General features: G+C 37.2%; 16 protein-coding genes. 3 read left to right on the plus strand and 13 right to left on the minus strand.

Features of this window, described 5'->3' with window-relative positions:
• Window positions 1–2 precede the first annotated feature (2 nt).
• Together AC106K_RS20875 and AC106K_RS20880 are read right to left on the minus strand one after the other, a co-directional pair.
• Window positions 3–1,172, minus strand: a complete 1,170-nt coding sequence (locus AC106K_RS20875; RefSeq protein ID WP_482447375.1) for a PepSY-associated TM helix domain-containing protein — start codon at window positions 1,170–1,172, stop codon at window positions 3–5.
• Entirely contained in the window at window positions 1,173–3,557 is a 2,385-nt protein-coding gene (locus AC106K_RS20880; protein WP_482447376.1) for a TonB-dependent siderophore receptor, read from the minus strand.
• A gap of 98 nt (window positions 3,558–3,655) precedes the next feature.
• On the opposite strand from AC106K_RS20880, the gene AC106K_RS20885 reads away from it, so the two are divergent.
• Together AC106K_RS20885 and AC106K_RS20890 are read left to right on the plus strand one after the other, a co-directional pair.
• Window positions 3,656–4,642, plus strand: a complete 987-nt coding sequence (locus AC106K_RS20885) for a helix-turn-helix transcriptional regulator (protein WP_482447378.1) — start codon at window positions 3,656–3,658, stop codon at window positions 4,640–4,642.
• A 101-nt stretch (window positions 4,643–4,743) separates the two neighbouring features.
• Window positions 4,744–5,490 carry a ThiF family adenylyltransferase gene (locus AC106K_RS20890; protein ID WP_482447379.1) on the plus strand — a complete coding sequence of 249 codons (747 nt, stop codon included), beginning with the start codon at window positions 4,744–4,746 and terminating at the stop codon, window positions 5,488–5,490.
• 7 nt (window positions 5,491–5,497) lie between these two features.
• On the opposite strand, the gene AC106K_RS20895 is transcribed toward AC106K_RS20890, so the two are convergent.
• The 9 genes from AC106K_RS20895 to AC106K_RS20935 all read right to left on the minus strand — a co-directional run bounded on the left by AC106K_RS20895 (window position 5,498) and on the right by AC106K_RS20935 (window position 16,893).
• Complete coding sequence (locus AC106K_RS20895; protein ID WP_482447380.1) at window positions 5,498–6,604, minus strand: DUF7005 family protein; 1,107 nt, start codon at window positions 6,602–6,604, stop codon at window positions 5,498–5,500.
• Window positions 6,605–6,622: 18 nt separating this feature from the next.
• Window positions 6,623–9,532, minus strand: a complete 2,910-nt coding sequence (locus tag AC106K_RS20900; RefSeq protein ID WP_482447381.1) for an NHLP bacteriocin export ABC transporter permease/ATPase subunit — start codon at window positions 9,530–9,532, stop codon at window positions 6,623–6,625.
• Between the two features lie 11 nt (window positions 9,533–9,543).
• Entirely contained in the window at window positions 9,544–11,736 is a 2,193-nt protein-coding gene (locus AC106K_RS20905; RefSeq protein WP_482447382.1) for an NHLP family bacteriocin export ABC transporter peptidase/permease/ATPase subunit, read from the minus strand.
• A 16-nt stretch (window positions 11,737–11,752) separates the two neighbouring features.
• The gene (locus tag AC106K_RS20910; RefSeq protein WP_047099524.1) at window positions 11,753–13,015 is read right to left on the minus strand and encodes an NHLP bacteriocin system secretion protein; all 1,263 of its coding nucleotides are present in this window, start codon (window positions 13,013–13,015) and stop codon (window positions 11,753–11,755) included.
• A gap of 11 nt (window positions 13,016–13,026) precedes the next feature.
• Window positions 13,027–14,601, minus strand: a complete 1,575-nt coding sequence (locus AC106K_RS20915; RefSeq protein WP_482447383.1) for a TolC family protein — start codon at window positions 14,599–14,601, stop codon at window positions 13,027–13,029.
• Between the two features lie 24 nt (window positions 14,602–14,625).
• Window positions 14,626–15,147: a cyclic nucleotide-binding domain-containing protein gene (locus AC106K_RS20920; RefSeq protein WP_047099522.1), complete on the minus strand. Its 522-nt coding sequence runs from the start codon at window positions 15,145–15,147 to the stop codon at window positions 14,626–14,628.
• An 89-nt stretch (window positions 15,148–15,236) separates the two neighbouring features.
• Window positions 15,237–15,575, minus strand: a complete 339-nt coding sequence (locus AC106K_RS20925; RefSeq protein WP_482447384.1) for a hypothetical protein — start codon at window positions 15,573–15,575, stop codon at window positions 15,237–15,239.
• An 18-nt stretch (window positions 15,576–15,593) separates the two neighbouring features.
• Complete coding sequence (locus AC106K_RS20930) at window positions 15,594–16,241, minus strand: helix-turn-helix transcriptional regulator (protein WP_482447385.1); 648 nt, start codon at window positions 16,239–16,241, stop codon at window positions 15,594–15,596.
• A 49-nt stretch (window positions 16,242–16,290) separates the two neighbouring features.
• Window positions 16,291–16,893, minus strand: coding sequence for a hypothetical protein (locus tag AC106K_RS20935; protein WP_482447386.1), 603 nt, complete (start codon window positions 16,891–16,893; stop codon window positions 16,291–16,293).
• A 246-nt stretch (window positions 16,894–17,139) separates the two neighbouring features.
• Between AC106K_RS20935 and AC106K_RS20940 the strand changes: the two genes are divergently transcribed.
• Window positions 17,140–17,904 carry a response regulator transcription factor gene (locus AC106K_RS20940; protein ID WP_482447387.1) on the plus strand — a complete coding sequence of 255 codons (765 nt, stop codon included), beginning with the start codon at window positions 17,140–17,142 and terminating at the stop codon, window positions 17,902–17,904.
• A gap of 82 nt (window positions 17,905–17,986) precedes the next feature.
• On the opposite strand, the gene AC106K_RS20945 is transcribed toward AC106K_RS20940, so the two are convergent.
• Complete coding sequence (locus tag AC106K_RS20945) at window positions 17,987–18,637, minus strand: DUF3667 domain-containing protein (protein ID WP_482447389.1); 651 nt, start codon at window positions 18,635–18,637, stop codon at window positions 17,987–17,989.
• Window positions 18,638–18,984: 347 nt separating this feature from the next.
• Entirely contained in the window at window positions 18,985–20,502 is a 1,518-nt protein-coding gene (lanM, locus tag AC106K_RS20950; protein ID WP_482447390.1) for a type 2 lanthipeptide synthetase LanM, read from the minus strand.
• Between the last annotated feature and the right edge of the window lie 57 nt (window positions 20,503–20,559).

A 20,559-nucleotide genomic window follows, 5' to 3' on the forward strand; every position in this document is an offset into this window, starting at 1 on the left:
GCTCACACTCCTTTTTTCTTTTTCTTGAACCACCACACCAGAAAACCTGTAATGGGAAGTGAAGCCCCTACAATGGTAATAAAAAAGTATAAAACCCTTCCCCAGATCCCTCCAATTGCGGAACCTACGTGAAGGTCATAATTCAGTTTCTGAACTTTAGTCGCAAAATCTGCCTGTTCAAATGATCTATTATACGGGGAACCGTTAGAAAGTCTGACCCCAGTATTCCTGTCATAGCTGAAACTTTGCAAATCATGAAACCGGCGGTGGGACGGATATAAATATAAGCCGATCGTTTCCGTAGAATCTTTTGGAACAGAAAGATAATATCCTTTGGCGTCTATCCGGTCTATTGCATCTTCCCAGGCGAGAAGCATAGATTCCGGTAATTTATCCGGCAGATATGGCGATATATTTTTCAGTTCCTGGCGTTCTGCTTTTTCAGTTTTACCCAAAGAGGTTGTAAAGTAAAGAAACTTATTAAACCATGGTAAGCCGTAATACATACCAGTCATTGCTATGACTAAAAGAACGATTAAAGCATAAAACCCGAAAACATTGTGCAGGTCGTAATTCAATCTTTTGATCTTGGCATCCCATTTTACAGAAAAACTCTGTTTCCGCATGGCTTTTGTCCATTTTTTGGGCCACCACAGCACCAAGCCTGTTAAAAGGGTGATAAAAAATATAAATGTAGAATAATTGATGATTGGACGTCCGATTTCAGAAGGAAGCCACAGGAAGCGGTGTCCTCTTAACGTCCATTCGAAGAAATCAAATTCTTCTTTAAAACCAGGTTTTCGGAGCACTTCACCTGTATATGGATGAAGATAAAGCACATATCCCGGATTTCTTTTACCAAACCCTATCATAGCTGCTTTCCCGGCTGGACGCCAAACAAAAGAAATCTCCTGCTCAGGATAAAGTTTTTTAGCAATCTGGTAAAGTTCGGCAGGATTAGTCATGGCTCTTCCTTCAATGAATTCAACCTTCAGTTCAGGATCAACCCAGTCTTTAATTTCATCACGAAAGGACCATGTGATCCCTGTAAGGCAGATAATGACTACAATAACCCCGGAACCCAGACCCAGCCACAAATGCAGCCAGGCCGAGATCCTGTAGAATAAGCTTCTCCTGCTTTTCTTCTTAACGTTGGTTTTCCTGGTAATCATTTAAAAATTATATGAAAGATTCAGTCTGAAATTGATCGGATTGGTCGCTCTCCACCCATAATGGGTATAGCCCCATGCTCCCGGATAAAAGCCAACATAATTATATCGGTCTGTAAGGTTATTCACCAGAAAAGAGATCTGGTAATTGTCCCGTTTGTAGGAAACTCCCAAATCAAGAGTAAAATAATCATCCGGAAGATAAGGATGGTCATTTACCACAGGCCACGCCGCCCGTTTTGCCTGATATTCATAGCCAAGAGAGAAGCCCAGCCCTTCAAGATCTCCTCCGGCAATTGTGTATTTGATCCATGCATTGGTAATATGTTTTGCCGTGCCATACAGCATCCCTCCTATTTTCTTCGGGTCGTTATCTTCAGTTACTCTGGCGTCAGTATAGGCGTAATTGAAGAGAATACTCCAGTTTTTGCTGATGCTTCCATTCAGATCAAATTCAATTCCTTTGGAAACACTTTTCCCTGACTGCTCAAAAAGTCCCGGATAATCGATGCCTGCCGAGGTAAGCATATTGGTTTTGGTGAGGTAATAAAAAGTAAGGTTGGTCATCAGTTGCCCATTGAACCAGGTTTTCTTCAATCCGAATTCTGTGTTCTTCCCAAAAGACGGATCTGCCGTACTTCCATTGATCAGTTTTCCTGTCTGCTCCTGAAACGTTTCATCATATAACCCGTACACGGTAAAAGTAGGGGTCAGCAAACCTGTGATACTGGCTCTTGGAGTCACAGCGGTATTTTTTACCTCAGCTCCTTTATCTGCCGCACTCGTTTTAGAAGTCGATGTATAACGGAAACCTGCAGCCACTCTCAGTTTATCATCCAGAAAGCGGGCTTCATCCTGCAAATGGAATGAGGTATAGGAATAATCCGTAAGATAATTTGCCCCACGCTCTCTGAGTGACTGGGAACGGTCGTACCCCGGAATGTCTGTTTTTTTCAGGTTGCCATACACCGGATTATAAATATTAAATACCGGACCTACATTCTGTGGAAGCACAGACCAGTCGGCCACGTAGAATTTTTTTCCCATATCAATCCCTGCCAGGATATTATGATTGATATTTCCTGTTGAGAATTTCCCACGGGTAAATACTTGTCCAATTGTAGAGGTATTTAAAGCATCATTAATACTGATCCCACGGTCTACATCTCCTTTTTTCCTTCCTGTCACCGGATTGTCTGTCAAAGCAATGCTATTGTATTTTGCATAAAGAGACTCCCCTTGCATCTGGGAACGGATATAGCCGAATTGCCCCGTCATAAGCCAGTTATCATTAAAATTATGATTAATGGTTCCGTAGATATTATGTTCCCATGAACGGGTAGGATTCATAATAGGATCAGAAAACGTAAATGATCTTTTCAGTTCACGGAAACCATCGATGCCGTATACATATTTGGCAAAGCCGCCCTGAAAATTATTCTGAGACAGAATATATTCTAAGGTAACATTGGTATTCTCTGAAGCAATATACTTGAAAGACGGATTGATGACATATTGCTCATGTTCTACATATTGCTGGAAAGAGCCTTTCTTGGTTCCCATCAGATTGAGTCTTCCCCAGAATTTGCCATCCTTGCTCAGTTTTTTTTCAATATCTGCTGCTGCACGGAAAAGACTATTGCTTCCAATGGTAAGCTGAACGTTTCCTTTTTCTCTTCCTACCGGTTTTTTGGTCACAATATTATAGAATCCTCCCGGCTGGGTATTTCCCATCATAAAGCCTGCAGGGCCTTTTACAAACTCTACTCTGTCTACGAAAGCCATATCTTCCCGGAGCGGGCCAAAGCTTCCGCTTACATCCATCCCATTCCGAAGGTTGGATGCTGAAAACCCACGAACAGCAATTCCCACACTTCCTTCTTCCTGATGGGTAATCGTACGTACTCCACTTACATTCCGGCTGAGTCCTTCTGCGGTGGTCAGAATCTGCTGATCATTCAGCAGCCGCTGATCGATCACCTGGATATTCTGAGGGGTAACCAGCAGATTTTCACCCAATCTTAAGGTGGAAGAAGGTATGGTTTTCCTGTTGGCCGTAACGTTTACCTCAACAATCTGATAAGAGTTTGTCACCTGGGTAAAATCATGATTGATGCTCTCATTTTCTTTCAGGGTAAAAGAATAGGTTTTCACCACTTCCGGATCATCTACCTTCATGACGTAGTTTCCCGCCGGGATATTATTGAATCTGTAGACTCCGTTTTCGTCAGTAACTGTTTCTGCCTCTCCGTTATTCAGGATCACTTTTACAGATTTCAATGGCTGTTTCTGAGCATTAAAAACTTTTCCTGTGATCTGTGTTGTGCTTTGTGCCCACATCATAGCAGGAAAAAGTAATGCCGGGAAAAGAAACCTATTCTTATTCATAGATTGTTATTTAGAATTAGTTTAATTAAATTTACGGTGGCAAAATTAAAGTTTGCTGACAGGAAAAACTTTTGAGCTTGGGATTAATACTTTAGATTTTGGGAGAAACGGTACCGGAACATACAATAACGAAACAGATTTTGGACTTCTTTGCGGAAGATCATCACTATGGCATACCTGAAACGTTTATCAATGATCTGGGAACATTTGAGACCCTTAGTCTGTATAAAGGGGATGAGTTTCTTATAAAGGAATACAGATCTACCTACGATAAAGAGTACACGATGAAGTTCCAAACAGAAGAAGCCCAATATATAGAACTTGCCTTTTTCCTTGACGGCGCAGATGTTATCCGAGATTCTGTAAATGGTAAAGAAGGTGAATATAAGCTATTCCATCATTATATTTATTTCACTCCGGGGAATGCTGAGGTTGAAATTTACTTTCAAAAGGGAATTTGTTATAAAAATCTGGATATTTATGTGTCTAGAGATTATTTTCATCAGTTGGCAGCGGACAGCCATGTTTTACAAAATTTTATCCATACAATCGATCAGGAAAAAACGGCTCATCTTTTTCCGGATGGGCTTCCGATCACTCCGCAGATGATGAGTATCCTTCTGGAGATCAAGAAATGCAAGCTTGAAGGTTTTTACAGGGATTATTATATTAAAAGCAGGGTTCTGAATCTTTTATTACTCATCTTTGAATTTGCAAAAAATGAGGGCGAAGATCCTTCGGTAAAAAATAAAGCCTCCATCAGCACTGCTGAGATCCATAAACTCATGGAAATTAAAGAGTTTATAGAGGGAAACCTGAAATCATTTTACACAATTGAGCAGCTTTCTTTGAAATTCGGGATCAATGAGTTTAAATTAAAAAACGGATTTAAAGAATTATTTGGGGACGGTGTCTTTCACTATGCTTCTAAACTGAGGATGAAAGAAGCGCTTTATCTGCTGAAAAATTCTGATTTCTCTATTAAAGAAATTGCCTATCATCTGGGCTATGCCTCACCATCGTCTTTCAGTGTTGCCTTTAAAAATGAAGTAGGTATGGGACCGAGCTATTACCGCAAGAACTGATCTATTTCTCCTTTCTTATTTTCAATATTCGGTTCAAAACTAAACTTTTGTGTAGCCATAATTCTTTTGCATACTTCTATTTTTGTTTTAAAATATAAGCCATGGAAGAGCAGTATTCCCGAAACAGATTGTATGTAAAAGAAGAAGAGCAGAATATCATAAAAGATTTTTCTATTTTACTTGCCGGATGTGGCATCGGAAGTAATATTGCCGAATGTGCCTTACGTTTTGGTTTTGAAAATATTACTTTAGTAGATGGTGATACCATCGAATTATCTAATCTGAACAGACAAAACTATACTTACCAGGATGTTTCTTCTTATAAGGCGGAAACTTTATACCATCGCCTGAAAAGCATTAATCCCAATGCCAATATCCGCTTTCACAGTGAGTTTATCAATAAAGACAATGTATCGGAGATTATTGGTGAACATGATATTGCAATCAATGCTTTGGATTTCTCAAGTGATATTCCTATTGTTTTTGACAAGATATGCCAGGAAAAGAATATTCCTGTTCTTCACCCTTACAATCTGGGCTGGGGAGCATTGGTTATGGTAATCAGTGAAAGCATTGGTCTGGACTCTCTACAGAAAGCCGAGGAAAAGTTTAATGAAGTAAGTGTTGTACAATATGTGTCAAGCCACATGAGATACTGGGGAAATCCACAAAAATGGCTGGAAGATGTTATTGAGCAATATCTTCAGGAAAACAAACAGCTTCCCCCACCACAATTATCAATCGCATCTTTTCTGGCAGCAGCAAGTTGTGTAAAAATAGCATTCAATATCGCCACCCAACAACCGGTAAAGAAATTTCCCGATTTTTATCTTACAACTGTTAACTGACAAAATATCAGTTGTTTAAAACCTTTTCATTATACTTTGTCAACAAGATATAGCCTCCTCTTTCGGAGGCTATGTCGATAAGGTCTGTTTCGCAAAGAGTTTCTATACGCTTTATCTGATCTTTATCAGACCGTATAGAGCCTAATTCGTTATCAAACCAGGCAATGGAATCAATCGCGTTTTTAATGATATTGATAAGCTGTTGGAAGTTCTCTTCAGACAGCTGCATATTGTCCAGGTAATTCTGTAATCTGGCACCCTGTCTGTATTCCGGATAGTTTTCCAGCCCCATAAACAGAAGCATCCATTCTTTATGATACTTCCCGGAAGCTTTGGCTATTCCGATATAGTCTGCAATAAGCTCATCATGCAGATTATTGGATGCACTTCCATATGTTTTTAAGGTATACAGATGGGTACATTCATGTTCAAGCCTGATTGTGTACGAATAGGCTTTCCATTCATCATCTGAAAGCCCCAGTTGGTCTGCAGGAACATTGCTATAAGGTTTTGTGCTCAATACAATGATCTTGTCTTTATACAGATCAGGATGAGGTAGAATATTCTTAGAAAATTCCTCATTCCAGTTTCCGAAAGGATGTGTGGTAGTCCATTGTTTTTTCAGGGCATGAATTCTTGCCCAGTTATTGATTCCGTTTGCAAGGAAAGCTCCCATGGATTGAGGGACCTCAACAGGATTATTTTTATGGAGGAAACTTTGTACAATGATGGTAAAATCTCTGCTGTCATCTACTGATATGACAGGAATTTCTCCGATAATACTTTCGTATATCCTGATGCCAATTCCATCTGTATCATTCAATTGCAGATATTCCTGCAGGTTCTCATAAGTATCTTTTCCTTTCAGAACGGCACTCATATAATCTTCAGTTTTGTTGATTTCCAGCTGTATAGGAAAATACAGTTGAGGATAAAAGTCCTTTAGAAGTTGAAATGGATGCAGGTTCTGTGTCTCCATGCCCTTTTTCCAAAAGTCTATATAAAAATTTTCTCCAGAGGGTATTGCCGTAATACCTTCTGAAGAAAATTTATTTTTTAAATATGATTCAAGTTCCAGTGGAATTTTAAATTCCCCGTTATTTTTCACTCCCATTATTGTTGAGTCTTAATATTAAGCAATCTGGCGTTTTGCCAATTGTGAAAACAGCCCATCCAGCTCCATAAGCTCATCATAAGTTCCTGTTTCTACAATAGTTCCTTTATCCATTACATAGATGCGGTCTGCATTTTTGATCGTGCTCAGCCTATGGGCAATGATAATACGGGTTGCCTGAAGTTTGTCTAAACTTTCTGAAACAATGTTCTGCGTTCTGTTATCCAGCGCACTGGTAGCTTCATCCATGAATAACAATCTCGGTTTATGAACAATAGCCCGTGCAATCATCAGTCTCTGTCTCTGTCCTCCGGAAAATGTTCCGGCTCCTTCACTCACCACCGTATGCATTTCCATAGGCATTTGTTTTATATCTTCTTCCATTCCTGCCATTCGGGCAGCTTCCCAGGCGTCATCCAGGGTCAGTTCAGAGTTTCCGACAATGTTCTGGTAGATACTTCCGGCCATCAGAGAGCCGTTTTGCAGTACTACCCCTATCTGCCTTCTTACAAGTTCTTTATTCATCGAATCAAAAGAATCCCCATCGAAATAAATAGACCCTACTTCGGGATGCTCGAATCCTAAAAGCAATCTCATGATCGTGGATTTTCCTGAACCGGAGGCACCTACAAAGGCAACCATTTCGCCCGGTTTGATTTTAAAGGTAACATTATTCAAAACTAAAGGCTGATCCGGATTGTATCTGAAAGAAACAGAGTTCATTTCAATATCTCCTGCCAGTTCTCCCGGATCTACGCTCTGCTCTGCAGACTCAGTTTCTTCATCCAGAATCGGTTTTACTCTTTCATATAAAGTAATCACGTTGAGAGAGGTGATCAAAGCCATACTCAACCTTAAACTGTCATTCAGAAACTGATTAAATGCTGTAATGAATGCCATAAAGGCTCCAACAGTAAGCATCGTAGTAGCGGTATCAGAATTAAGTACTGTATAATAAAGAAAGGAAAAGAAGAATATGCTGGTCAGAAGAGGATAAGAAGCATTAAACGTTTCCACAAAGTTCTGGTAGCTTCCTGAGCTGAACCCTAATTTTTTCAATTTTGAAAACTGATCTGCCCAAAGCGCAAAAACTCTTCTTTCACCTCCTGTTATTCTTATTTTGGAAATTCCTGATAGAAACTCAAACAGAAATCCCTGTAATTTCCCTTGGTATTCAGCAACCTGCCTGTCAAATCTCAGCTTTAGCCAACCTACGGTCACCATGAAGATTACAGCAATGAGGCCTAATCCAACTCCCATCCAGGCTAGTTTGGAATCATAATAAAAGAGAAGGATAAGGTTCACAAAAGAAAATGCTCCACTCAATACTGCCGTCATCAATGTACTCGAAACGATCTGACGTATTGCATTAATACTCAACACTCTGTTTGTAAGATCTCCCGCACTGTATCTTTTATAGAAAGTAACCGGTAATCTCAACATATGATCCATAACACCGGCCTGCAGATTGATACTGGATTTGGTTTCCACTCTCAGCTGCAGTACTCCCTGTGCCAGATGTAACCCGGCCGTTACCAGTCCTATCATAATCAAAATACCGAAGACTTCTACATGAAGCGATCTGTCTGCTGTAGGAATAACGTCGTCATACATCATTCCTGATAATATAGGAACCAGCAATCCGATCAAACTACCTGCTAAGGCTGCCAGAATCAATACTCTTGCGTCTTTCTTTATTCCTTTCATGGCAAAGCCTGCCACTTTTTTTACAGAGGACATTTTCCCGTCAAATCCGGAAAGAAACATATACCCGATAGGTTCTAATGTCTCTGCGATCTCACTGTTGATTCGTGATTCTATTCCTGTTGACAGGTCTTTTAGGGTATAGGTATCAGATTTTGTCTGCAATAGGGCAACAGGCGTCTTATCTTTTTTTGTAAATGCCAGCAGATGCCCGTTTTCTTCTTTCCACCATGTTCCTCTCAGAATAATTCTACGGATCCGTATTCTGGAACTTTTGGCTATCGCATATAACTGATTGGTGACACTGTTTTCATAAGATTCTATATGCTTCGGCTGATCCATTTTGAACCCGGATTGTTCTCCTATGAGCTCACAGGTAGAGAAAAGAATATTTTTCTTTCCGGTAAAGCCAGAGGTTTCTGCCTGAACATGTTCATCATTACCCGCAACAATAGATCTGATCTTTTGTAAAGTATTTCTGATCCCTTCTTCTTCTATTACCCGTTTTTCCTGGAAATGTTTAGTTTCTTCAGATTTATAAACTGCGATCATAGCATTCAGCTGGTGATAAAAATGTTCTTCCAGCTTTTTTAATGAAAGCAAAAAGTAGATGTCATCCTGAAGCACTTCTCTTGTACTTAATACTTTTACTTCTGTATCGCTGCTGAGGGATTTGATCCACAACTTATTAGATACCGGCGTAAGGAAGCCCGGAAGTTTGTCAAAGCTAATAGGAGTGCTTTCTGCATAAATGCTGACCTCTCCTTTTAAAATATGTACCCAGTTGATTCCGCTTGACGGGAAAGCAATGGTATCTTTTTCTATTTTCGTTACCTTATAATCATCCAGTACTGTATAGACTCTCGGACTGTTATTGTTGCAGACAACGGAGGTTGTTTTGGAAATCCATCGATCCATCATATTCTTTAAAAAGAAATGATCCATCTCAAGAAGTTTACTTTTATCTATCGTCAGAAGTTTTGCATCATTGGAGAATGCAATAAGCCTTGTATTTTCATTGTCATTCTCCGTTCGAAGACTAAATAATATTTCTCCTTTCTGTACGGTATAGAAATGTTTCAGAGGAATCAGGTAATTGCCGGTTTCATCAACTTTAGTATAAAACACATTCACCTCTCCTGAAAGTACCATCCAAAAATTGTCTGTATCATTCAGGGTAAAAGGATTCTCAACATTGATGTATATCTTTTCTTTTACGGGCATGGCATTTAGTTTTATTTAGTTTCAATTAGTTTGGAATACACTCCGTTGAGTTTCATCAGGTCCTGATGGGTTCCTCTTTCTACTATTTTTCCATATTCCATTACGATGATTTCATCACAATCTATAATGGTACTTAGTCTATGTGCTACAATCAGGCAGGTACAACCTCTTTTTTTAATGTTGTCCATTACCGTTTTTTCAGCTGTAGGATCTAATGCGCTGGTTGCTTCGTCCATAACCAGGATAGATGGGTTGGTAGCCAGGGCTCTTGCAATCTCCAAACGCTGGCGCTGTCCTCCACTAAAATTAGAGCCTCCTTCCAGTACGGAGCTGTCATAAGCATCGTTCCTTGCGGCAATTACATCATGGATTGCGGCATCTCTCGCAGACTGAATGATACTTTTGTCAGAAATCGTAGCATCCCAGAAAGCAATGTTTTCTTTGATGGTTCCGTTGAAAATAAGAACTTCCTGATCGATTACTGCTAAAGATTCTGTAATAACATTTCTTGGTATATCTTCTCTATTTTTACCGTCTAGTAAGATTTCTCCTTTCCAGGGTTTGTATAAACCGGAAGCAATTTTAGCTACTGTAGATTTTCCACTTCCGGATCCGCCTACCAAAGCAACCCGGCTTCCCGGCTTCAGTTTCAGGTTGAAGTTTTCTATCAGCGCCGGCATTGTTGTATTATATCCAAATGTGACATCCTGCATTTCAAAATACCCTACCAGTTTGCTATTGCTTTCTTCTTTAACGGTTTTATTTTCATCCTCTTTTTTCAGAAACTGATCATCCTGCTCATAATTCATCACGTCATCAATTCTGTTCATATCACTTTCTGTTTCGTGCAGCATCGTTCCCACCGAGATCAGTTGATTGACTGGAGAAATGAAATTACTCATGAGATAGGTAAAAGCCACCAATGCTCCGAGGGTCATCTCTCCATCCATGATTCTCAATGCTCCGACTCCTAAAATTAATGTTGTCGTGAGTGAAGTAACCAATGGAGGTATTGCATTAAGGCGAACGGTTAACCATCCCAGCTCCTGTTGAGCATTGGTTACCTTAGCAAGATAGCCGATCCAGTTGGTAAAGAAATCGTTTTCTCTTCCTGAAGCTTTCAGGGTTTCTATCATGCTGATTCCTGAAGTGGTAGTTCCCAGAAGTTTTCCGTTCTCATTGCTTAAGCGTCTGTTACCATCTTTTCTTGCTGTGGAAACATATCTTAAAGCGACAACGTTAATCCCTGCCATCAATATGCCTATTAAGGTCAGAGGAACATCATAGGAAAACATCAGAAAAGCATAGAAAATAACTACTATTACATTGAGTGCAGCATTGGCAAGATCTCCACTTAACAGCTTGGCTACTTTATCATTAAGTGAAACCCTGTTGCCTATTTCACCACTGTAACGCTGGGTAAAAAACGCAATTGGTAAATGAAATACATGCCAGAGAAATTTACTGGAAGTGGTAAGGGCCAATTTTGTTTCAAGTTTCAACAGATAATACTGCTGGATATAGACCAATGCTGAGTTGACCAGCAAAACGGCTCCCATGACAAGCAGTAACGGCATCACAAAGCCTGAATAGCCATTAACGAGATATTTGTCTATAAATATTTTGATAAATGATGGAATAACCAGCCCCGGAATAACCAGGAAAAGACTGGCCAATATCAGGTAAATAACGCTTAATTTGGAGTTGGAAACTCTTTCTGCCAAAGAAGACATCAGCCCTCTTTTTTCATTTCCTTTTTCAAAACTTTCGGTAGGGTTAAAGGTAAGAACCACACCGGTATAAGCATCATCAAATTCCTGATGGGTAACCTGGTATCTTCCCTGTGCGGGATCACTCAGGTACACTTTATTTTTTGTAAATCCTTCTAAAACCAAAAAGTGATTAAAGTTCCAGAAAATAATGGCTGGGGTCTGAACCTGCATCAGCTTTTCAATAGACTTGGCATAGCCTTTTGCATCCAGCCCGAATTCTTTTGCTGCTTTGATGATGTTGGTCGCCTTGAGCCCATCCCGGGAAACTCCACAAGCAATTCTGAGTTTTTCCAAAGGAACGAACTTACCAAAGTATCCTAAAATAATGCTCAATGAAGCGGCCCCACATTCTACACTCTCCATCTGTAAAACGGTAGGAACTTTCACAAGCTTTACCTTCTTGTCTATTACAAAATTTGCAGTCTTTTCCATCTCTCAAATCCGGTTATTAGTATAAGTCAAAGAATTTTTTAAACGCCGGAACTACAATCGTAGCAGGAGGTTCCTGATTGATCGTAATTTTACCGCTGCAGGAAGTTCCTTCTTTTATAGAAACATTCGGTCCTTTGGCAGAGGTCCATTTATAACCACTGTAAGACTTGGGATCTTTTTCAAATTCTACATGAACTTCAAATAAGGGTCCTGAAGCTAGTAAACCTTTAGCCAGCTGATCATTTTTCACAGAAGTCATCATCCCCTGTTGGGTAATCGGGAAGTCAGAAACATAGGTAACTTTTCCTTCTATAAAACCGAATTCCTGAGGCTGTACTGTGGAAGGAACAACAAAAGCTTCCATTCCCTTCTTTATTTTTTTACCATCCTGAGACGGGATATAAAGGACTCCTTTAAGCCCCGCAAGTTTTTCTGTCCCTATATTTTTTAATTTGAATAATGGTGTTCCAGCTCCCACTACCACTCCGGCATCGGTAAGAACTTCCACCACTTCTCCATCATACGGACTTTTTATTTTGTTTTGTGTTTCATATCTTTCTGAAAGGAACTGAAGATTTCTTTCTGCCTCAGAGATACGCTGATTCTGTAAGGTAATCTTCTGCTGAAGATCAAAACCCAGATTATGCTGCTGGCTGGAGGCCTGTACCATTTGTCCTTTTAATCTCTCAATCGTATTTTTTGAAGCATCTATCTGCTGTTTTGTTCCTGCCACCTGTGATTTTATAATAAGGCCTTTGCTAAGCAGGTTATTTTCAGACTCCAATTGATTGTAAAGAAACGCCAGCTTTTTCTTTTCTGATTCTATTTCTCCCTGAATACTGACTCTGTTTTGGTCGATCAGCTTTCCTTCCAACTGGTTTCCTTGACTTCCGTAAGCCATTAGTTTGCCCATTTCAAATTTCCTGTCAGACAATACTGCTTTTGCATCTTCTATCTGCTGATAGAGTTCCGGCTGCTGAATAGTAGCAATAACATCTCCTTTTTTTACTTTATCTCCAATAGCGATATGCAGCTTGATAAGTTGTCCCTGAGAGGTCGCAACCACCTCATGAACCTCTCCTCCAAGCACAACTCCTATTGCGTTAAGCTTCGTTTTTACAGTACCAAATACAGCCCAGCAAATTCCTGTTCCCAATGCGATGAAGACAGTAAAAAGGGCTATCCATGCCTTTGGTCCCGTAACTTTTATTAACTGATCTAATTTTTCCGGAGTAGAAAGTTTTTCTAATGCTGACTTTCTAAAAAAACCTGCTGACATAATTTTTGTATTTAATAATTAGCGATGTTTGGAATGGTATAAAATACATTCTGATTGAGGGTAAATCCTTTATCTCCCTGAGAGATTAGTGTTCCTGTTTCATGTCTCAGACTGATAATTGCATTGGCAAACTGTTGGTAAGCCTGCAGATATTCAAGCTCTGAGGAAGTAAGTCTTTCCTGGAATAAAATCACATTCAGGATTGTTGTGAGCCCTGACTGAAGTTTTATCTGTTCATTGTTAAAGGCATCTTTATAAGAATCCAATGCTTCTTTTGCTCTTTCCAGAACAATCACACTGTTATCCAGTTTATTGATGGCATTGCTTATATTCAGCTCTATATTTCGCTGAAGGTTTTCGTTTGAGATTTTCTGATCATTCAAAGAAGCCAGATCTTTGGCATAATTTCCCTTTGCTAAATTGTTGTTGACAGGGAAGGTAAAGGTAAGTTTAGCCCCGGCACCAAGATTTCTTCCTTCATTATTGGTAAATGATGAAAAGGTTTTGTCAATTCCATTTCCTGCAATAGCGCTTCCATAGAAAACAAAACCCGTAAGATCCAACTGAGGTTTTGTATTGTTTTCTGCCAGCCTGTACTGCATTTCCAAAGCATCGGAAATCTTTCCAACGGCTTTCAGATCACTTCTTTTTTCTTTTGCTATTCTGATAAAAGCCATTTTATCAAGACCGGATCTGTATTCTGATTCGGGAATGGTAGGAAAGTCATTGGCAGGAAGATCCAATTGCAAGCTTTCTTCATTGCTTAATCCTATTGCTCTTCCCAAATTGATCCTTGCCTCGTACAGGTTCTGTTCGGCCAACGCCGTAAACTTTTCCTGATTGGCCAAATCTGCATTGACCTGAGCCAAATCTCCGGCCGGTTTTTTATCTGCTTTGATGAGTTCTTTGGTAACATCCAAAACATTTCTTACCCGGCCTTCGTTTTGTTTATAGATTTCAAGGCTTTTATAGGCCAGGTAATAGTTCCAATATGCCTGACCGATCTGCAGAATAGTGTTTGAGTTGGTAAACTCATTGCTGCTTCTGGAATTTTCTATATAAAGTTGAGAGATTCTTTCTGATATTGTCGTTACATCTTTTCCTCTCCCTCTTAATAAAGGCTGTGTCAATGAAAGATTGACAGAGCTTACATGGTTCCCCCAGAAAGCCCCAACATATTGATTAAAGCTGTCATAAGGAAAGTTATTATTATTAAAACCATATTTTAAACTTATATCTGTTATCTGCCCTGTTCGCAATCTTTTTCGCAATCCTGCGGAAAAATCCAGGGTATTGGTTTTTAAAACTTTATCCATGAACTGGTTTCTCGGGTCTTCAGCAAAAAGTGTATACCGATTGGTTTTTACAGCTACTTCTGAGAATAAATTGACATCAAAGACACTTCTTTGAATCTGAAAATCAGCTTCTGCACTTTTTATAGAATAAGCGCTTCTTTTTATCGTAGGATTTTTCTCAAATGCGATGTTTGAAATTCCTACCAGATCGCAGCTTATTTTTGATTGTCCATAAAAATTAGTGACCCCAATTCCCGTAAACAGTACGCAGATAAATTTATAAAACCTCATTTTTAGAGATGAATTAATTTTAAATTAAACTTCTGAAAATCTGTGCAGTATCTGTCCGAAACGAGATCCTGCCTGAGCAACACCATCCAGAACATTTGTGTCTATAAGATCTTCCTCTTCCGGATTACCGTATCCTAACTGATCGGTTGTTTTTCTCAACCTGTTGGAAAGGAATAAGGCTAAAGCGTAATAGAAATTTGATCTGAATTCCGGATTTTCTGCCATTCTTGTGCTTATGGTATCACGGGAAATCTGATAAACAACCGACGGCCCTGTTACTACTACTGAAACAGACGGTGGTCTTGATTCCAGGAAAGACATCTCTCCTACAATCTCTCCTGCTTCAAGTTTAGCAATGCTGTCTCTGTTGCTACTATCTGAAAATACAGATAACTGACCCGATAGAACGATAAATAAGCTGTCTACAGACTCGCCTTTGTTGATAAGGGTATATCCTACCGGCAATTCCAGTTTATTTCCGTTATGGATCATCCATTCTACATCTCTGTCATTTAATTGACCTAAGAAAAAAAGTACTCTTTTCATAATATAGATTCTTTTAATAAGGTTATGCTAAAATATTTTGTTTTTCGTTGATGATTACGCCAAAAAAACTGCGATACCTGACGTTTCATTTATTTCTTTACGCTTTGTAGGGAATTATATATTCCTTTATAATCCGTCATGCCTTGTCTCCTTTTACCATTTCTTCCGGCAGCTTCATTTGATTGGGTATCTGCCTCTCTATTCTCTTTCTGTGGTTTTACAGGAATGTTGATGTACAGATATTCCGGGTCAGACTGATCAGTAACTCTGATCTTTTTGTCAATAGGGGGCTTTTTTCCAAAGAATTTTTCTAAAGCTTCTTCCGGGTTTTTAAGCAGATCCTGTTTAAAGTCTTCATTTTCCCATGCTTCAGAGATAATTCTAAAGAATACTTCCTGTCCTTTCTTTTGTTCTTCTGTTAAGTTCATATTTTTATTTTATATCTATTATTCCAAAGAGTTGATTAGTTCTTTTGGGCTAATATTATATTGATCTGCGAATAATCTTGAGAAATAGTGCACATCATTATAACCTACTGCATAAGCGATCTGTGAAATAGACTTCTGTATATAATTGTCTATCATCTGCTTTGCCTTGTGTAGCCTCAATATTCTTATATATTTGTTGGGGGTCAGATGAACCAGACTTCCTACTTTTCTGTGCAGCTGTCTTTCGCTGACTGCCATTTTATAGGAAAGCTCATAAAGGCTGAGCTCATTCTGATTAAGTGAACCATAAATTTCTTTTTCTAGATTAATCAGCCAATCCTGATCAATTTTTGCAATCTTTTGGGGATTTATTTCGTTAGCACACAGCTCTCGTACATTTTCGTTGGACTCATATATTTCAAAAATTTCCGGGCGGCTTCGAAACGTTAAGTTCAATGCTTTAGATTTTGTTTTCAGCATTATTTCTTCAATAATATCACTGATTTCTTTGCTGCTGGAAAATATAATCTCATCTTTTTTTTCTTTATGATGCAATGTTGTACTCTTGCTTACAGAGATGATATTCTCCAATGGATGTTTGATGTTTTGAATGATCTGCTCCAAAATGTCTGGAGAGCTCCAGTCTATGTTTCTTGCTGTATTCATCTTAGTGGGATTGGTTTAGTTGTTTTTTTAATGATTATGGTTGGGAATTTTAGCTCACCAAATATCTGTTAGCGTCATAAAAACCTCTGAGTCCTTCATAGTTCATGGATACCGGAATTGTTTCTGAGCCTAAATAATTAATAGAATCACCTATCACCTCTGCTTTTATCCCCATCATATTCATGACTCTTAAAAGTTTACTGTCACATTCTGCAAAAGCAACGCTATTTTCATCTTTACAAATAGGAGTAAGAGCACAGATCATTAGTTTTTTAAACAATGTGCGGTCCTGGTTGGTTTTATTGGTTGCAAATCTTCCAATATGCCATATTGAGGATACGTTCTGAGAGCGGCCAATATCCAGAGGATTGATGTTAAAAAGTTTTTGAATGGGAAGTTTTGTTTTATAGTCCCATTTAATGATGCGTATAGAACCTTGAATATTTCCAGCCGAATCTTTTACCATAAAAATTTCAGAATTCCTGAAATAGCTCAGCTCTTCGTTATATATCTCATTTACACCATGTTGAAGTTCTACTTCGGGGATGCAATTCTCAGAATGATGGCTGAAGTTTTCTTCTACTACAAATTTGGCCAGCTCTGTCAGCTGCTCCAACTCCAGTTGGTCTAAATAACTTTGTGTGATTCTCATAAGGGTTATGTTTTTAACAAATCTACTTGGCATAAATGTCAATTTCACTACACCAAATTGTAGTATTTCACACAGGCATGAACAACCACACAAAAGTGTAGCTATTCATTTTTTGAAAACAAACAGCCAGATTTATTTAAAACATTTGATTATTTCCAATGTTTTTATACGAAAAAGACACAATTTTCCTGACAAAAAGAACCGTCATTATCAATTTTATTTTACTTTTGTATAAAACTGATAAAAATGGACACGAATGAAACGAACTCCTTTTTCAATCATAGGAATACTATTGATAAGGTAACAGACGAGGAAAAAGAACAGCAATTTAGCTACTTAGAATCCATTAAAGCTTTTGCAAGAGCTACCTATACCAGTATTTATGTAATTGATTATATGAAGCAAGGGTTTGAATATGTTTCAGACAACCCTTTGTTTCTCTGCGGTAATACTCCAGAACAGGTATTAGAGATGGGCTATATTTTCTATTTTAAATATGTCCCGAAAGCAGACCTGGAACTGTTACTAAAAATCAACTCTATTGGATTTGAGTTTTATGATAAAATTTCTTTAGAAAACAGACTTGATTATACAATTTCTTATGACTTTCATATTACCAATAAAGAGGATAAAAAAATCCTGGTGAATCAAAAGCTAACCCCTTTATTTTTGAATAAGGATGGAAAAATATGGAAAGCCATATGCATCATTTCCCTTTCTTCAGAAAGAGAAGCCGGAAATATAAAAATATACAAGAGTGGAGAAAATAAAGTCTATCACTACAGACTCGACAGAGATGTCTGGGAAACGGAAAAAAAGGCTGTTCTATCTAAAAGAGAGCAGGAAATTCTACAACTTTGTGCAAGAGGCTTTACTATTAATGACATCGCAGAAGCCATATTTGTTTCTCCGGATACAGTGAAATTTCACAGAAGAAAACTATTTGAAAAATTAGAGGTTAGCAGTATTACTGAAGCGATTGCCTATGCTACGAATAATAAACTGATTTAAAATCTATTTAACGAAGTTATTAGAAATGTAGAAGTATCTGATTTCAAGAGTATCCTACAGTATATTTTTTGAAGAAAACGGGCTAATGAAAATCCATTAAGCCGACTTTATTCACAATTGTATGCATTACCCCGGTAATCATCAAAATCATTCCAACCATTATGATACATCTGATAATAAGATTACCCTTGTTATAACTAAAACCAGAAAAATATTGATAATAAAACCATAGGTAATAACTGATTTTTAGGATGATCAGAAGTACATTCAGATATTGTAAAATAATAACATTTGAACAAAATACTGGAGCAATAGAAAAGACAAGTTCAATCATAAGAATTCCCGCCATCATATACATTGTCTGTACCACATTTTCAGAGTAGTTTTGTTTACTTTTTTTGAAAATAAAATAGCTGGCCACAGCATAAAACGGAACCCATGAGAGAACAATCAATTTGGCATATTCTTTTACGATCTTGGCAAATCCTTCATATACTTTTTTATCCTGGTATAAATCAATAGACTTCACTTTTGCGTATCCACTTATAAAGTGAATCACAGCAATGATAATGAGTAATAATGTAAAATAATTAAAATGTTTTACTCTTTTGCCTTGTATATATTCTCTAATACTATCTCCAGGCCTTGTAAAAAGTTCTTTTATTGTAAAAAGGAAACCTTTATCTAAATGAAATACTCCATGTATAAAATCATGCAATATGAAATGTTTCATAGAAAAACGGTGAGTAGAAGTTTTCTGTCCACAAATAGAACAAAAACTATTTTCAGTTACGCTATTACAATTTAAACATTTTTCGCTCATAATCTTTACCGCTTATTTTAGTCCAAGCTAGAACAACTAAATTTCTTTTGTAAATATAGGCTATAATGAACATTATAAAAATTTCAAATAAAAATTTAATATTAATATATATTCATTATAAATCCGTTTAACCTTCTTTTAGATCAGCAATACTAAAAATAAACATCTAATTATCAGGACCATGATATGGATCCTTTTATTTATATTCATCGGAAAGAGCTTCTCCTTTATATATATTCTGATTTTTTTTAATTAAATTAGTTTAATATACTTTTTTCAATTAATATTTTTTGAGTCTTCAGATCTTCAAAGGATATTTTTTCCAATTTTCTTTGGATATTTTCTACCGCGCTACATTCAAAAAAATCTGTAATGACCCCAAAATCCGTAACCAGATCTCTGGAAGAAGAATTAATTTCAAAAAATGGAATATCTCCTTTTATCATTTGTGCAAATTCATGTTCTAAAATGAATAGCAATTCTGAGTCATCTGGTACATTTTTAAATGCTACAGATAGATATTTTTTTATTTTTTCTTCATATTGCTTTTCATCCTTTAGGTTCTGAGGAAGTTTCATAAGTTCTAAAATTCTTGAATATATATTGGTAGGCCTCCAAATAAAACGGGATTTTAAATTATTAAACTCTTTTATAGGTGACCTTGGGTTAGATAATAGAAAACTTTTATTATTCAATAATAAATAATAGCATTGTTCAAAGCCTACTAATATTTCCTTCAAGTACTCGTAGGGATACATTGCTTCTCCATTTAGTTTAGGAATATTCTCTTTTTGAAGATTCAAAGTGATAAATTCTGTACTTATTTTCCAATCATCTGAATATTTATTTACAGATTTTTCCCTTACCATCTGAATTTCTTTTTGCCTATGATAACCTATTCCACAAGCCCCAAGCTGCATATTTGCTGCAGTTCTCTCATGATTAGGAAGGAGCATAGATTGTATTACAGAATCTTCATAACCATTCCTAAAAGATTTAAAAAAGGTTTCAAAAGTCTTATTCATTCTAGGCTGGATAATCGTTTCATGGTCAATTAATAATGGAGAATTTTGGCTTACAATAAGATTCTCATGATGGAAATCAGACCCATTTAGTAGATAAACAATGCAAAGAAGAAAGCCTACTCTTTCGTAGTAAAGATTCAGATCGTCTTGATTTTCACAATCCTGAAAGTCTATGAATTCTAACCAATGGTAAGTATGCCTATTTAAAATATTATACTTGTATTGACCTATTGAATAAAAATTATTAAGCCAATCCAAGAATAAATGGAAGCTTTCTGTAATTTGTCCATTTGTTGGCTTAAAAACAATTTTATTGTTATCTTTTAAGTCTAATATTGATGTTGAATGGCCGTTATGAAAATCTCCTGCTCCAAAATTGATATTTATTATTTCATTTTGACAGTCTCCAAAAAAAATTTCATTTCCACAAAAGTCTTTAGAAAACTTTTCAGCAATAAAAGATAGGTGCTTATAATATTTATATGCATTTCCTTCTAATATTTTTTTCAATGCTGGATATTGATTGTAAATATACTCCCAGTTTGTATCCATTAGCTTGTTCTTGAATAATAAAAATGAAGTTGCCCCATATTCTTTTTTAAAATTCTCAAAGCTTTCTACAATTACTTTTTCAAATGAATCTAATAAAATTTCATTTACTGTATCTTCATATTTCTCGGGTAGTTTCTTCAGACAAAGAAAACCGGAATTATGAATATTAAACAAATTGATATTTTTATTCTTAACCATTGCTTTTAGTTTAAATAAAAATAGAACAATATTAAAAATTGTTCTATTTTATATATT

The sequence above is a fragment of the Chryseobacterium sp. FR048 genome, from assembly GCF_056844665.1.

Excerpts from the sequence above, each read along its gene's own strand:
- AC106K_RS20940 (WP_482447387.1), top strand. The coding sequence starts at position 17,140 with ATGGACACGAATGAAACGAACTCCTTTTTCAATCATAGGAATACTATT.
- AC106K_RS20925 (WP_482447384.1), bottom strand. The coding sequence starts at position 15,575 with ATGAACTTAACAGAAGAACAAAAGAAAGGACAGGAAGTATTCTTTAGA.
- AC106K_RS20900 (WP_482447381.1), bottom strand. The coding sequence starts at position 9,532 with ATGCCCGTAAAAGAAAAGATATACATCAATGTTGAGAATCCTTTTACC.
- AC106K_RS20880 (WP_482447376.1), bottom strand. The coding sequence starts at position 3,557 with ATGAATAAGAATAGGTTTCTTTTCCCGGCATTACTTTTTCCTGCTATG.
- AC106K_RS20920 (WP_047099522.1), bottom strand. The coding sequence starts at position 15,147 with ATGAAAAGAGTACTTTTTTTCTTAGGTCAATTAAATGACAGAGATGTA.
- AC106K_RS20930 (WP_482447385.1), bottom strand. The coding sequence starts at position 16,241 with ATGAATACAGCAAGAAACATAGACTGGAGCTCTCCAGACATTTTGGAG.
- AC106K_RS20875 (WP_482447375.1), bottom strand. The coding sequence starts at position 1,172 with ATGATTACCAGGAAAACCAACGTTAAGAAGAAAAGCAGGAGAAGCTTA.
- AC106K_RS20910 (WP_047099524.1), bottom strand. The coding sequence starts at position 13,015 with ATGTCAGCAGGTTTTTTTAGAAAGTCAGCATTAGAAAAACTTTCTACT.
- AC106K_RS20945 (WP_482447389.1), bottom strand. The coding sequence starts at position 18,637 with ATGAAACATTTCATATTGCATGATTTTATACATGGAGTATTTCATTTA.
- AC106K_RS20890 (WP_482447379.1), top strand. The coding sequence starts at position 4,744 with ATGGAAGAGCAGTATTCCCGAAACAGATTGTATGTAAAAGAAGAAGAG.
- lanM (WP_482447390.1), bottom strand. The coding sequence starts at position 20,502 with ATGGTTAAGAATAAAAATATCAATTTGTTTAATATTCATAATTCCGGT.
- AC106K_RS20895 (WP_482447380.1), bottom strand. The coding sequence starts at position 6,604 with ATGGGAGTGAAAAATAACGGGGAATTTAAAATTCCACTGGAACTTGAA.
- AC106K_RS20935 (WP_482447386.1), bottom strand. The coding sequence starts at position 16,893 with ATGAGAATCACACAAAGTTATTTAGACCAACTGGAGTTGGAGCAGCTG.
- AC106K_RS20905 (WP_482447382.1), bottom strand. The coding sequence starts at position 11,736 with ATGGAAAAGACTGCAAATTTTGTAATAGACAAGAAGGTAAAGCTTGTG.
- AC106K_RS20915 (WP_482447383.1), bottom strand. The coding sequence starts at position 14,601 with ATGAGGTTTTATAAATTTATCTGCGTACTGTTTACGGGAATTGGGGTC.